This window comes from Pseudomonas sp. SJZ103, assembly GCF_007828335.1.
In the GTDB taxonomy this organism is placed as follows: Bacteria; Pseudomonadota; Gammaproteobacteria; order Pseudomonadales; family Pseudomonadaceae; genus Aquipseudomonas.
On record NZ_VIUN01000014.1, the window covers coordinates 1 to 13,469 of the forward strand.

Below are 13,469 nucleotides of genomic sequence, written 5' to 3' on the forward strand. Positions count from 1 at the left end.
GCGCTGTTGTCCCTCACAGAACTGCAGCTACCGTTGTCTTATTGCCTGGTGTTTGGCGCACTGATCTCCCCCACCGACCCCATCGCCGTGTTGGGCATTCTTAAATCTGCCGGCGCGCCCCATAGCGTGGAACTGGTCATTTCCGGTGAGTCACTGTTCAACGACGGCGTGAGTGTCGTGCTGTTTTCGCTGATCGTCGCAATGATCGCCAGCGGGGAGGCACCGTCGGTTATCGGTGCATCGTATCTGTTACTCAAGGAAGCCGGAGGCGGTGCTCTGTTAGGCTCCTGCGTGGGCTATATCACTTACAGAATGCTCAAGAGTATCGATAGCTATCAGGAGGAAGTGCTCATCACCCTGGCCGCGGTTCTCGGCGCCTATGCACTCGCCACTCAGTTCCATGTTTCCGGCCCATTGGCGATGGTGGTGATGGGACTGATTGTGGGTAACCAAGGGCGTTCCCATGCGATGTCCGAGCAGACTGAAAAAAACCTGGACATGTTCTGGGAACTGATCGATGAAATACTCAATGCGGTGCTGTTTGTATTGATCGGGTTGGAAGTCGTTCTGATCCAGTTCTCCAACCCATTGCTCACCACGGGCCTGCTGGTCATATTGCTGACCTTGTTATCACGATTGTTGACTGTAGGGGTTCCCATCGCGGTATTGGGTAAACGCTTCCGCCTACCGGAAGGTGCCTGGAGTGTGATGACCTGGGGCGGCCTGCGTGGCGGGATATCGGTAGCATTGGCGTTGTCGCTGCCCTCAGGCGCGGCTCGCGATATCGTGGTTTCCCTGACGTACCTGGTGGTCGTTTTTTCTATCCTAATCCAAGGCATGTCGATCGGTAAATTGGTCAAGCGAGTCATTCCGTGTGCGGCAACCAAAGACGAGGGATGAACCCTCGGCCCGACAAAACACTCCATTAAGGATAATCAACTCACCGCCTTCGTTTCCCTGAATCCTTGCGGTGGGTCCCATCGTGTTATTTGCAGAAGGTATAAAAAATGCTCGCACGCTGGCGCTGGGTGCTACACCAATTGACCAAACGGCTGTGGTTCAGGGCGAGCCTGTTTTCGTTGCTGGGTATTGCGACCGCGTTACTCGCCGTTTTCTTCAAGGACTACATTCCCGAGTCGTTGCCCGCCCGCATTGGTGCCGACGCCGTCGATAAGATATTGGGCATCATTGCCTCAAGCATGCTCGCGGTGACGACCTTTTCGTTAAGCACCATGGTCAGCGCCTATGGTGCGGCGAGCAGCGGTGTGACGCCCCGTGCCACCACCCTGGTGATGGAAGACACCACGACACAAAATGCCCTGGCCACCTTTATCGGCTCCTTCCTGTTCAGCCTAGTTGGGATCATTGCGCTGAGTACCGGCGCCTACGGTACACAAGGGAGGGTTTTGCTATTCGCGGTAACCATTGTCGTGGTCATTCTGATTGTCTACACGCTGCTGCGCTGGATCGATCATTTGTCCAAGCTTGGGCGGGTGGGAGAAACTATTGACCGTGTCGAGCAGGCAGCCATTGATGCCATTAACAATCGAGTCCAATGGCCGCATTTGGGGGCGGCCGCCTACCCTTGCGAGTCAGTGATCCCCAGTTCTGCGCTGATCATCACAAGCCTCCACACGGGGTACGTCCAGCACATTGACGTTCAGGCGTTAGGCGCGATCGCCAATGCAGACGAGATACAGATATTTATGGACGTCTTGCCGGGAAGCTTTGTGCATGTCGGCATGCCGCTCGCAAGAACCGTTAGCTTGAGCAAGGTACGCGGGGAGGAACTGGCGTCGAGCAACGAAAAAATCATCGCTACCCTGGCTATCGGCGTGCGTCGAACGTTCGAACACGACCCCCGGTTCGGCTTGTCAGTGTTGTCGGAGATCGCCTCCCGCGCTTTGTCGCCGGCCGTCAATGACCCCGGCACCGCCATTGACGTCATTGGGCGCGGCGTCAGAAGCCTGACATGTTGGGGTACACCTAAAGAACCCGCCGCGAAAATCGACGCTCACTGCCAGCACGTTTACCTGCGCGGTTTGACGGTGGATGACATGTTCGATGACTTCTTCGCACCGATTGCCAGAGATGGCGCGGGTCTAGTGGAAGTCGACCTGCGCATGATGAAGGCCCTTGTAAGCCTGGCACAGATAAACCCGGCGATGTTCAGGGGTGCCTGTACACGGTACGCAGAACTGCTGCTCAAGCACGCGAACACTGCGCTTGTACTCGAAGAGGACCGGCACAAGCTCAGAGCAGCGGCGCGACCGCTGCTGCACTGACCCAATCTACGTGTTGGCTTTTTGCGCGGCGGCGCCACTGCCGTCCGATTGCAGAAAGCCACGCGCCAACTGCTGATAGAGCTCGGGGCCCATCCTGGCACTGACTGCTTTGGCAATCAGTGCAACAGCCATCAGACTAATGACCATGCCATGGCTGTCGATCATCTCCATCACGATGATTGCAGAGGTGATCGGCGATTGCGTGACTGCTGCCAGAAACCCCACCATGCACAGTGCAATGATGGGCTGTGCCGCCAAGGCGAAGTATTCAGCGACATTGGCACCGACAGCGGCACCTACCGCCAAAGAGGGGGCAAAAATACCGCCCGGTATGCCGGAAAAATAAGTCACAACGGTCGCAAGAAAACGCGTAATCGGCGCGTGCCACGGCAAACCAACATCGGACACGATGATCTGGGAGGTGATCCCGTAACCGCTGCCAAAGGACATCCCACCGCTGAGCCAACCGAGAGTCGCCACGATCATGCCGCAGCCACCTGCGAACCAGACTGGATGCAGGCGGCGCCATTCCCAGACGACAAAACTGCGATACCGCTGTGGCCATAGGAGCATCCGACTGAAAAATCCCCCCATAACACCACAGCCAATACCAATCGCCAGTATCGGAAGAACGATGTCGAAATTGGCCTCTTGTACGTCGAAGTGCCCGAAATAGTTGTAGTTGCCCTGCAAGGCTATCGCGACCATACCCGACAAAATGATCGTGCTGAGCAACACCCCGCTGGTGCGGGTTTCCAACTTGCGCCCCAGCTCCTCCACCGCAAAGGCCACACCGGCCAAGGGCGTGTTGAAGGCAGCAGCAATACCCGCCGCGCCACCGGCCAGGATGAGGTCTTCAGGGCGAATGATGCGTGCGTTGGGCAGGTAACGGTGAAAGAAATGCATGATCGAGGCGGCGACTTGCACCGAAGGGCCTTCACGCCCCGCTGAAAAACCACCGGTCAGGGCCAGGGTACCGAGCCCTATCTTGGCGAAGGCCAGACGCAACGATACCAACTTATTCACGGGCTTGCCTTGGTGGGCCAACCGCGTAGCCGCGATCACCTGGGGAATACCGCTACCTTGAGCCCCTGTAAAAAAACGCGAGGTCATCCACACCACAAACATGCCGATCAGCGGCGTGTAGATAAACGGCAGCCACGGCCGGGCGACGGCCTGTTGGGCGAACTGCATCAGCGCCAGGTCAGCCAACCGGGCGAACATCACTACCAGCAACCCTGCGAGGGTAGCAGCGACCCAGAGTGTCACCCGAGTACGCCATCGGATCGAGGCAAAGCGACGACGTATCAGCAATATCGGTTTGATCACCCGAGCAGATTCCCGTTGTTGAGGTTCAATAACATGCAAAAACAAGATTAACGGGTTAAACGGTCACGTCCAACCGGCAGTGACCAGATAAATATAGCTATTCACTCCCAGCTCAGTGGCCCCATCACGTCGATTTTATTTTGTGGGTGAGCCAATTTGTGTGGACGCATACCAAAGCGAATGTCAGCAAGAGGAAAGCCAGATAGGTTGTCATTATTTGCCCTCATGTCCGTGAGCGCGTTCGGCTGTTATTACGAATATATCCGCGTAGGCGAGGTGAGAGGGTTAATGTGGGTTAAGAAATAGTTAGTATTCGCGCGCAACTTAGATCAATAAGGTTCGCTTGCACTGGGTGTCGGCATTGAGTCGGGAGCGCCGAAAAACACGCACAAATGGGGGAAGTCATGAGTAATGCGTTGGTCATTGAAGATGATCAGGTGACGGCCGAAATCATCGTAGCTGAACTCCAACGCCACGGTTTCAGCTCAAAGTGGGCTGCCACTGGACGCGAGGGATTGGCCTTGGCGATTGCAGGCGGCTACGACGCCATTACGCTGGATCGCATGCTGCCGGACTTTGACGGGCTGACGATTGTCAGCACCTTGCGCAGTCTTGGGATTCAGACACCGGTCCTAATGATCAGCGCTCTTTCGGACGTGGATGAGCGCGTTCTGGGACTTCGTGCGGGCGGCGATGACTACCTGACCAAGCCCTTTTCGGCCGTCGAGATGATCGCGCGCCTTGACGCATTGCTCAGACGCACCGCCGCAGACCCCAGCAACCCACACCTCAGTTGCGGCAACCTGCGACTGGACTTGGTGGAGCACAAGCTGACGCGCAATGACGAAGACATCCAGTTGCTGCCCACCGAGTTCAAACTGCTCAACTTCCTGATGCGCAGTGCCGGCCAACTGGTCACTCGTACCATGCTGTTTGAAGGCGTCTGGGGCTATCACTTCGATCCCGGGACAAACATCATTGATGTGCACATCGGACGACTGCGTAAAAAGCTGGAAAGCGACAAAGATTCACCTGTGATCCATACAATACGCGGTGCCGGCTATGTCCTCGCTACCAAAAAATGAGGAATGGCGCTCGTCCGGTAGTCGATTGATCGGGTTTTACGCGGTGTTCTTCGTGGCGTGGGGAGCACTCTTTACCGGTGTACTGTACTGGGAAATCTCCCACTATCTGGGCACGGTTGCCGAGCGTACGTTGTTGCAACGCGCCCACTATTATCAAAAGGTCGACGACTCGAACCTGCTTGCTGAGTTGGCGGCGAGTGAGGCTTACTCGACCCCCGGGATCGACGCCTACGGTTTATTTGGACCCGATGGCACCCATGTCGCCGGCGACCTGCTGAAACTGCGCTCCAACCTACCCGACGACGGCCAGGTTCACTACCTTGAGCGCGGCCTGAGCATTGCGTTACCCAGCACCGAAACCCGAAGCAGCTATGCCTTGCTGGCACGGCGCCCTGACGGACATATCCTGATTTTGGCACGTGACGGCGGGTCGATTTCCGCCGTGGGTGGCATTATTGAGCAGGCCCTGATGTGGGGGTTGTCATTAACACTCATCCCCGGTTTGATTGGCTGGCGCTTACTGCGACGTCGCCCATTGCGTCGTGTCAAACGCCTGCAGCTGTGTACCAAAAGTATCGTTTCGGGCAACTTGGCTGAGCGTTTGCCGTTGTCAGCACGCCGCGATGAACTGGATATGCTGGCCAACGCCGTCAATACGATGCTTGATCACATAGAGCAGTTGATGTATGAGGTGAAAAGCGTCTGCGACGGTATTGCCCATGATTTGCGCACACCCTTGACCCGCTTACGCGCACGGCTCTATCAGCTCCAGCAGTTACCGCTGGCCCTAGAACATAAGCAGACCTTGAATCAGGCGTTTGAGGAGAGCGAGTCGATCATGGTGCGCTTTCAAGGACTGCTGCGGGTCGCTGAGCTTGAGGATATTCGTCGCCGCTCTGCCTTTGCGCCCTTCCCGATCATGACGTTGTTGAAACAGGCGCATGAGTTTTACGAACCGATGGCACTGGACTGCGCCCAAACGCTTTCGCTGGACATTCCCAGCGATTGTCCCCAGGTGTATGGCGACTCTTCGTTACTGTTCGAAGCGCTGGTCAATCTGCTCGATAACGCCATTAAATTTACCCCGGAGGGCGGCCATATCGAATTGCGGGGGAGCATCAAGGACTCAACTGTCATTATTGAAGTAGTGGACGATGGTACCGGCATCCCTGAAGCGGACCGTACGCATGTCATTCGCCGGCTCTATCGCGGCGAGGGAAGCCAGATAAACCCAGGCCACGGCCTAGGCCTGTCGTTAGTCGCCGCCATAGTGAAATTGCACGGATACACACTGGATATCCACCCCGGTGCCTCGGGCAGGGGAACACGCGTATTGATTCACTGCCCGATGTTCAGCGGTCAAGCCACGGATCGATCTGTACCTGAACATTAAATTTTACTTAATACTGGTTAATTTGAGCGCCTCGGCGCCCAGGCCTAGTTTGGCAGCACATATTGCTGACCCAAGGCCTTTTGCTTGTGAGATATCTGTTGTTCCTGCGTGTCTTAACCGTGCTCTGTGTAACACCACCGCTTCTTTGGGCGAATGCCGCTCTGGCTGCCAACGCGACCATGGGGACAATGATCCCCGCTGCGCCGAAGCTGGGAGCCGAAGCCTGGATACTCATAGACGCGAAAACGAACAGGGTCATTACCAGCCACAACAGTGATGCACGCCTACCACCGGCCAGCCTGACCAAGTTAATGACTGCGTATATCACGACGCATGAGCTTAAGTCTGGCCTGATAAGCGCAAATGATGAGGTCGTCGTGAGCGAAAATGCCTGGCGTACAGGTGGCTCACGGATGTTTCTCAAGCCCGGCAGCTCTGCTTCGGTTCACGATTTGCTAAGCGGCGTGATCATCGACTCAGGCAATGACGCGAGCGTTGCGCTGGCCGAACATATCGCTGGAAGCGAAGCCGGGTTTGTCGGGATGATGAACTCAACCGCTTCAACACTGGGAATGCTCAACACCCACTTTATGAACTCCACCGGCCTACCGGACCCGGAGCACTATTCTTCCGCACGTGACATGGCGACCCTGGCTCGAAAAGTCATCAACGAAGGGACCACCTACTACCCTCTTTACGCCAAGAAAACCTTCACCTGGAACGGCATTCAGCAATCCAACCGCAACGCGCTTTTATGGCGTAACTCCACCTATGACGGCTTGAAGACCGGGCACACAGAGGCGGCGGGCTACTGCTTGGTCGCCTCCTCACAGCGGGATGGGCAACGTTTGATCAGCGCAGTTCTGGGCGCCAGTAGCGCCCATAAGCGTACGGCAGAAACAGAGAAACTGATGGGTTACGGCTTTCGCTTCTATGCCACCCAAACCTATAAGAAAGGTGGCGAAGTACTCTCGCAGGTGGCGCTCTGGAAAGGCATACAACCCTACGTGAATGTGGGCTTGCTTGAAGACATGACCCTCACGCTGCCCAAGAATAAAAATCGTGACGTCGAGATGCGCCTGGCGTTTGATGGCCCCATCGAAGCCCCTATCACGGCAGGCACGGTCGTCGGAAGACTCGACCTGTTCGACGCCGAGCATAAGCTGGGGAGTCGCCCATTGGTGGTCCTAGTGGACGCAGAGCAAGGTCATTGGTGGCGACGTTGGTGGGATACCGTGCATTTATTTTTTACCCAGACGGTTCGCAGCTGGTTCGATGAAGCCCAGGTAACGTGAATAGTGAGGAGAAGGTCATGAACTCCGATGATCTACGCAAAGAGCTCGCGCTATCAAAATTCTTCGAAGGCGATTCATCCCTCAATGACGCCGTACAGGGACTGAGTCAGGCTGAAAAGAAACTGTGTATTGAATCGGCCTTTGAGCAAGAGGCCGCAAGGCTTGGGGTAGAAGTGTGGGAGCTGACGCTGACAATGATTTCGCAGTCCCCCCAAGAGCTGAAACGCCTGACCCTGGCGTTTCATCGGGAAGTGTCAGAAATGGTTGAGATGCCATGGAAGGATTACTGCACGCTGAATGGGATCACCGAGTAGCCTTTGGGCCGCACATGCATCGGTGCTTCGCGTCGCGACGGCCCTGAGTGCTGACCCTCTATCTTGGCTCCAGCCTATAAACAGTGAACACTCAATATCTCCAGAATACCGGCGTTATGAGCACTAACACTGTCAGGATTTCCAGCCGTCCAAGTAGCATGCCTATGGTCAATAGCTATTTGGCGGCATCCGGCAGTGATGAAAAATTACCGGCCGGCCCAATGATTGTGCCAAGCCCAGGCACGACGTTACACACCGCTGTAGCGGCACCGCTCAACGCCGTTGTCCAATCCAGCCCAATCAGACTCAAGCCCAAGGCAATCACAGCAATCGTGATGGTGAAAAAGAATGAGAACGTCAAAGTTGCCGCCACTTGAAAACGGAAGATTTTAAGACCCCCCGCTGTGGAGCCTGAACAGTCCCCCACAAAGGTCAAATAGAAAAAAAGCAACACGGAAAAACTGCCCCACACGGTGTAATCGCCGACGGCGACGCCGGTGGTGGTGACAACCGATGTCACATTCACCGCCACGATACGAAATGCATCCCACCATCCATAATCGCTGTGAAGACAAAGCCAAGTACCTACCGCCAACCACGCGAAGACCAAGAACCCAATAAATCCACGAACCTGGTGATCCTTCAGCAGCGCGCGCCGATGGCCGCGTAATGTCGCGACGTATAACGTAAAAGGCAGGCTACCCAGAATCATGATGGCAACTGCCACCCAGTGAATAGCAGGCTGTGTCCAATGCCCAAGCGAGGCGTCCGACGTCGAGAAACCACCGGTAGAGATCAACGACATGGCGTGATTGACGGCATCAAATGGCGTCATCCCGGCAATCCAGAGCGCGAGCGTTCCGCCTCCTGTGAGTCCCAAATAGAGAAACAGAATGTATTTGGCTGCCACATGGGAGAGCGCGGCGTCACTTTTTCCGACCAGTCTGAAGACTCTGTCTGAATCGCCCCGGGTTTCGTAGATGCCTCTTTGCCTTGAACTGAGGCCAATTAGGAAGTGCAACGCTATTGATCGCCTCGCCTTTCTTTATCTGCCAACGCCCGCACGTTCGTTGCCCACCTTTTCGGTTCGGCTTGAGGTACATTTGGCGTCGCCTGCACATTCAATGCTTGACTTACCTCGCGTCTAACACATGGTTTAAGTCGCTCGCGGGCACGACGTTCCGCCGCCCCTTTACCAAACGTTATGTGAATAAGGGAATGTATGCGTTTAGCTTTAGTTCTTTTCCTCTCTCTGCTTCCAAGCCTTTCGTCAGCAGATATTGAACTTAACAATATGATTGATAGCGCTCGAAGCGTTTAAGGGAGAAAGACGAGAGATCCAAGTCGGTCGAACCGCGTATGCACCACTGTGCAAACGCCTCGCCCAACGCGGCGGAATGTTTGAAGCCGTGACCGGAACAGGCGGACACCACCAAGGTGTGCTGCCACGACGGATGCTCATCGATAATGAAATGGCGATCCGGCGTCACGGTGTAGGCGCAGACAGCAGACTTGACCACGTTCGAGGTAACACCGACGATGCGGCCGCGCACCTGGTGCTCATACATGTCCCGCTCTTCCGCCGACGAGACCGTACGATCCATTGTTTGCGGCAACGAAGTAGTGTGGTATTGCGCGGTGGCGATTTTCAGGCTGCCCTCGCCGTGTAATGCGGGAAAGCCGTAGTTGATTTTGTCGTCGCCACGGCCGTGAGTGAGGATAAACGTCGGTGAGTGATCCACCAACTCGGCGCCCTCCTCCAGCCCGAACCAGAACAGCTTCTGCCGGTAGACGCTGAGCAGGCTGTCAAACGGCTCGCCCAGCAAACCGCCGCTCCAGTTGCCGGCGCTAATCACAAGCTTGTTTGCAAAGAGCGTGCGCAGATTCGTAGTGACATGGACTCCCTGCTCATTCGAGCTAATCCCAGTGACGGTTTCGCCTTTGTAGAGGATTGCTCCGTGTTGCTCGGCCAACTTGAGCTGCACATCAATGCAACGTTCAGGACGTACAAAACCTCCACCTGGCTCGAAATAGCCGATGGCAGTGTCGTGTACGTTGGCAAATTGTGGAAAGCGCTGGCGAATCTGGTCGGCGGATAAAACGTCGTGCTCGATGCCATAGGCCTGTGCTAGGCCGATGGTGCGCAATGTGAAGTCGGTTTTATCGTTGGGGTCAAACTCGGGACTCGAAGTCAGAACCAATAGACCCGACTGTTCGAACAGCGACTCCCCTGACAATTGCTCAAGCTCGCGCCAGATGCGGTGGGAATTGCGCACAATGGGAACGTACTGCGCGCCCTCACCCACCGAAAGCCGGGTAATACGCGTATCGCCATGGCTGGAGCCCAGGTTGTGAGGTGGGTGATGGCGGTCGATACCAACAACATTCGCACCCGCCTTCGCCAACTGATACACCGTAGCGGCCCCCATGGCCCCCAACCCCAATACCACTACATCACACCGCTCGGACATCAACTCTCACCTGTCAAAAAGAAGCCAGTTGAAAGTGAAACCGATTAAGAATCAACGACTAAAAGAGCATATGCATATTATCAACCGAACATCACCGGCCGCTCTGCCGCTGCAATACATAGGTAAGGCTTCGATCCTTCGCTTCTGGTCATCGTCAACTGCAATTACGTTGGGTCGATTTAAAACTGTCATAAGTAATATTTAGCTGGCAGTGGATTTCTCGCGGCACACCGCACAGACGGAGCGCAACCCTTCCGGCCCTGAACAGCAAATCAACGTGTGATCCATGTGGTCTACGCAGTGCTGAGGCCAAACACGCGCCTCTCCCGGCAACACAGGAGAGGCCGCCTGCCTGCATACCGTTGAGCTATCAGAGGAATAGAAAAAACAACATCATAATGATGGCACCGTCTGATACCGTGCACATAAACACAGCCACTCCGAGGATTGTCATGGGCGCAGGCGCTCCTATTCCGCCGAATGAAATTGAACGGCTTAAAGAGGTCGCGAAATTTTGTCCAGCTGACAGCGAGTACGATACTGTCTTCGATAAAATCGTCGAGATGGCTTCTGCTTACTTCAACGCACCCATAGCGCTGATTTCGATCGTCGATGAGCATCAGCAATGGTTCAAGGCGCGCGTAGGGCTTAAAGAGACGCAGACACCACGAGAAGTGTCCTTCTGCGCTTACTCGACGCTGGATAACGCCGCGCTGGAGGTATTGGACGCGACGCTTGATCCCCGTTTTAAAGACAATTCCCTGGTAACGGGGCCTCCGTATATTCGTTATTACACGGGGACCCCACTGATTACCGAAGAGGGTTTTACGCTGGGAAGCCTGTGCATCATTGATACAGTCTCACGCGCAGCCATGAGTGAGCGTGATAGCGCGATGCTCAGCGGTTTTGCTGAACTGGTGATGATGCGCATCCACAGCATGCGCTCTCGAAACTTCGTCGACCAACCCACAGGGTTATTTAATCGACTCCGGTTTGAGGAGGATATACGCCAAGCGCTCAAGACCCACAGCGCGTGCCAAGCGTATGCGGTTGACATCATCTCGCCAAAGTTCCTCAACGATATTGTGAAGGCGCTGGGTTACAGTTTTGCCACAGATTTGGTCCTGGCAATCAAAGCGCGCCTACAAAAACTGTTACCGCCACAGTGTCTACTTTATAAAATTAGCCCGACGCGGTTTGGTTTCCTCCTTGAGGAGGATCAAACGGCCGAGCACATTTGTGAAAACATCCTCAAGGACTTCAAAAAGCCTGTCGAATGCCACGCCATCCCCATACTCATGCAAGTTGGGATTGGCGTCCTGCCTATTCATAGCTCAGGGCTCCAGCAAGACTGGCTTCGCCTGGTGGTCAGCGCTGCGGATGAGGCGCGTGACCGCAGGCTGGGATGGTCGCGCTATGAACCCCATTTTGATGCGGCTCAACAACGCGCGTTCATGTTGTTGAGTTCGTTGCCGGAGGCGGTCAGCGCCGACAAACAGTTCAGCCTGGTGTACCAGCCAAAAATCAAACTGCCCTCAGGACGGTGTCATTCAGTAGAAGCACTATTACGTTGGACACATCCTTTACTGGGGCCCATCAGCCCTGCTGAATTCATACCCTTGGCTGAAAAAACCGCACTCATACCCTCTGTTGGATTGTGGGTGCTCAACGCAATCATCCAGCAAGCGGTTATTTGGAAAGCGCAAGGTGTGCGCCTGCGGATAGCGATGAACATTACCGTCAGCGATCTTGAAAGCGCCGAATTCGTCGACGCGATGATCCATGAGATTCAACAGCACGGCCTGGACCCCGCTGGCTTTGAACTTGAGTTTACCGAAAGCATGCTCATGACCAACCCCGAAGAAGTCATCCGGCAACTGGAGCGTGTCCGTAAGTTTGGCGTAGAGGTTGCTGTTGATGACTTTGGCACCGGCTACAGCAACTGGGCTTATTTGAAGGAGCTCCCGGCCAATACTGTCAAGCTTGACCAATCTCTGATCAGCGGGCTGGGCAGCAATCAAAATGACAAGCAACTGGTTAAAACCCTGATCGGACTGGCTAAGGGGCTCGGCTACCAGGTGGTTGCAGAAGGCGTAGAAAATCAAGAAATCCTGGACCTGTTAATACAGTGGGGATGTTCCGAAGCACAGGGTTATTTGATAGCCAAGCCTATGAGCGCCGATGCATTAGAAGCCTGGATAGCACAAGGAATCGATGGAGGTCGGGGCCGGTAGAATGACTGCCGGGGACGCGCAAGCAAGGACTCTGTAGATCGCGGACATCACCTGCATCGTTGCGTCTTCGATCGTTCCTTCATTACGACATACAACCCAACCGTGATCTGCACTCGCTCGCTCGAATGCCTGGGTACACGCGCTATGTTCTTCCAGCTTATGGATCACCGTGCTGCTCAGCCCACGCCGTCGTGTTGCTGCCCTCGCCCATGAAATCTCAGGGGCAGTGACAATCCCGACATGCAGGTCTGGCACTCGCACGTTTCGATCAATGTTCAACTGCAGGATCTCTGCAAACGGAATTATCCGGCGAAACGCAGCATCCGACGGGTACCAGCGATCGATCAGGATGATGCTGCCTGGTGGCTGTTTAGCCAGCACCTGCTGGGAAATCCAGGCACGGCTGTCAGCAAAGCGTTCACACACCCGCAGTTCCAACTCCCGAGAGGGACTTCTGACGAGCTGGTTAACAAGCGCCATTGTTCCCTCCCGGTAGGGATCGCTTTTTCTCTCGCAAAGCCGGATCACCTTTTTGTTATCTGCCCTCAGTGCTTTCGTAACGGCCTCCAACAGCGTGGTTTTGCCGGTTCCCTTGGGCCCATCCAGAGAAACAAACAGCGGACGATTCATTCTTCACTTAACAATTGATATACCGTTTTTTTTGCCCTGTCCGGACGCTGGAACCGCTCAGTGCGACTACGCGAAGGCCCTATGAACAGAAAGTGATGAACACTCTACCCTTGTTTTGGCTCACGGGTCCCAAAGTGCTACCTGAGTCTGATGCGCAAGATTTACGCGTTTTCCGCCGCTGGCAAAAGCGATGCTCCACCACGCCGACGACATGGGCCACCGCCTGCTCGGCGTGCCAACGCTCGGCATGGCTGGCGACGTTACCGGAGAGCGTCACGATGCCGTCGGACACTTGAACCAGAATCTGGTCGGCTTTCAATGCCAGGTCCCAATTCAGTTCTTCCATCACCCGTTGTCTAAGCGTTTCATCGGTATTCATAAAATGCTCCACCTGTATTCCAAACATCTCGATCAGCCAAAGCGTATCTGGTTG

General features: G+C 55.1%; 11 protein-coding genes and 1 pseudogene. 7 read left to right on the plus strand and 5 right to left on the minus strand.

Going from position 1 to position 13,469, the window contains the following annotated elements; translation table 11 throughout:
- Both FBY10_RS24545 and FBY10_RS24550 read left to right on the plus strand, forming a co-directional pair.
- On the plus strand, positions 1–900 hold a 900-nt coding region (locus tag FBY10_RS24545), incomplete at its 5' end, for a sodium:proton antiporter (protein WP_145622936.1).
- Between the two features lie 107 nt (positions 901–1,007).
- A complete protein-coding gene (locus tag FBY10_RS24550) occupies positions 1,008–2,285 on the plus strand; it encodes a DUF2254 domain-containing protein (protein WP_131696335.1) in 1,278 nt (425 codons plus the stop codon).
- Between the two features lie 6 nt (positions 2,286–2,291).
- Here the strand turns inward: FBY10_RS24550 and FBY10_RS24555 are convergent, their stop codons facing one another.
- Positions 2,292–3,614: a chloride channel protein gene (locus FBY10_RS24555; RefSeq protein ID WP_131696336.1), complete on the minus strand. Its 1,323-nt coding sequence runs from the start codon at positions 3,612–3,614 to the stop codon at positions 2,292–2,294.
- A gap of 404 nt (positions 3,615–4,018) precedes the next feature.
- Here FBY10_RS24555 and FBY10_RS24560 point away from each other — a divergent pair, with 404 nt between their 5' ends.
- From FBY10_RS24560 to FBY10_RS24575, 4 genes are all read left to right on the plus strand, one after another.
- The gene (locus FBY10_RS24560) at positions 4,019–4,699 is read left to right on the plus strand and encodes a response regulator transcription factor (protein ID WP_131696337.1); all 681 of its coding nucleotides are present in this window, start codon (positions 4,019–4,021) and stop codon (positions 4,697–4,699) included.
- Positions 4,677–6,092: a HAMP domain-containing sensor histidine kinase gene (locus tag FBY10_RS24565; protein ID WP_145338099.1), complete on the plus strand. Its 1,416-nt coding sequence runs from the start codon at positions 4,677–4,679 to the stop codon at positions 6,090–6,092. The genes FBY10_RS24560 and FBY10_RS24565 overlap by 23 nt, the downstream gene beginning before the upstream one ends.
- A gap of 179 nt (positions 6,093–6,271) precedes the next feature.
- A complete protein-coding gene (locus FBY10_RS24570) occupies positions 6,272–7,387 on the plus strand; it encodes a D-alanyl-D-alanine carboxypeptidase family protein (RefSeq protein ID WP_237683100.1) in 1,116 nt (371 codons plus the stop codon).
- A 17-nt stretch (positions 7,388–7,404) separates the two neighbouring features.
- Positions 7,405–7,701, plus strand: coding sequence for a DUF6388 family protein (locus FBY10_RS24575; RefSeq protein ID WP_131696339.1), 297 nt, complete (start codon positions 7,405–7,407; stop codon positions 7,699–7,701).
- Positions 7,702–7,792: 91 nt separating this feature from the next.
- Here FBY10_RS24575 and FBY10_RS24580 read toward each other — a convergent pair.
- Together FBY10_RS24580 and solA are read right to left on the minus strand one after the other, a co-directional pair.
- Positions 7,793–8,661 (minus strand): annotated as a pseudogene (locus FBY10_RS24580) (TrkH family potassium uptake protein); the annotation flags it as partial.
- A 326-nt stretch (positions 8,662–8,987) separates the two neighbouring features.
- Entirely contained in the window at positions 8,988–10,172 is a 1,185-nt protein-coding gene (gene solA / locus FBY10_RS24585; protein WP_145338100.1) for an N-methyl-L-tryptophan oxidase, read from the minus strand.
- A 452-nt stretch (positions 10,173–10,624) separates the two neighbouring features.
- On the opposite strand from solA, the gene FBY10_RS24590 reads away from it, so the two are divergent.
- On the plus strand, positions 10,625–12,406 hold the full coding sequence (locus FBY10_RS24590; RefSeq protein ID WP_145338101.1) for a GGDEF and EAL domain-containing protein: 1,782 nt from the start codon (positions 10,625–10,627) through the stop codon (positions 12,404–12,406).
- Here the strand turns inward: FBY10_RS24590 and FBY10_RS24595 are convergent.
- Together FBY10_RS24595 and FBY10_RS24600 are read right to left on the minus strand one after the other, a co-directional pair.
- On the minus strand, positions 12,359–13,036 hold the full coding sequence (locus FBY10_RS24595) for a dTMP kinase (RefSeq protein WP_256663580.1): 678 nt from the start codon (positions 13,034–13,036) through the stop codon (positions 12,359–12,361). The genes FBY10_RS24590 and FBY10_RS24595 overlap by 48 nt on opposite strands.
- A 79-nt stretch (positions 13,037–13,115) precedes the next feature.
- Positions 13,116–13,415: a BON domain-containing protein gene (locus FBY10_RS24600; protein WP_178116790.1), complete on the minus strand. Its 300-nt coding sequence runs from the start codon at positions 13,413–13,415 to the stop codon at positions 13,116–13,118.
- Positions 13,416–13,469: the final 54 nt, after the last annotated feature.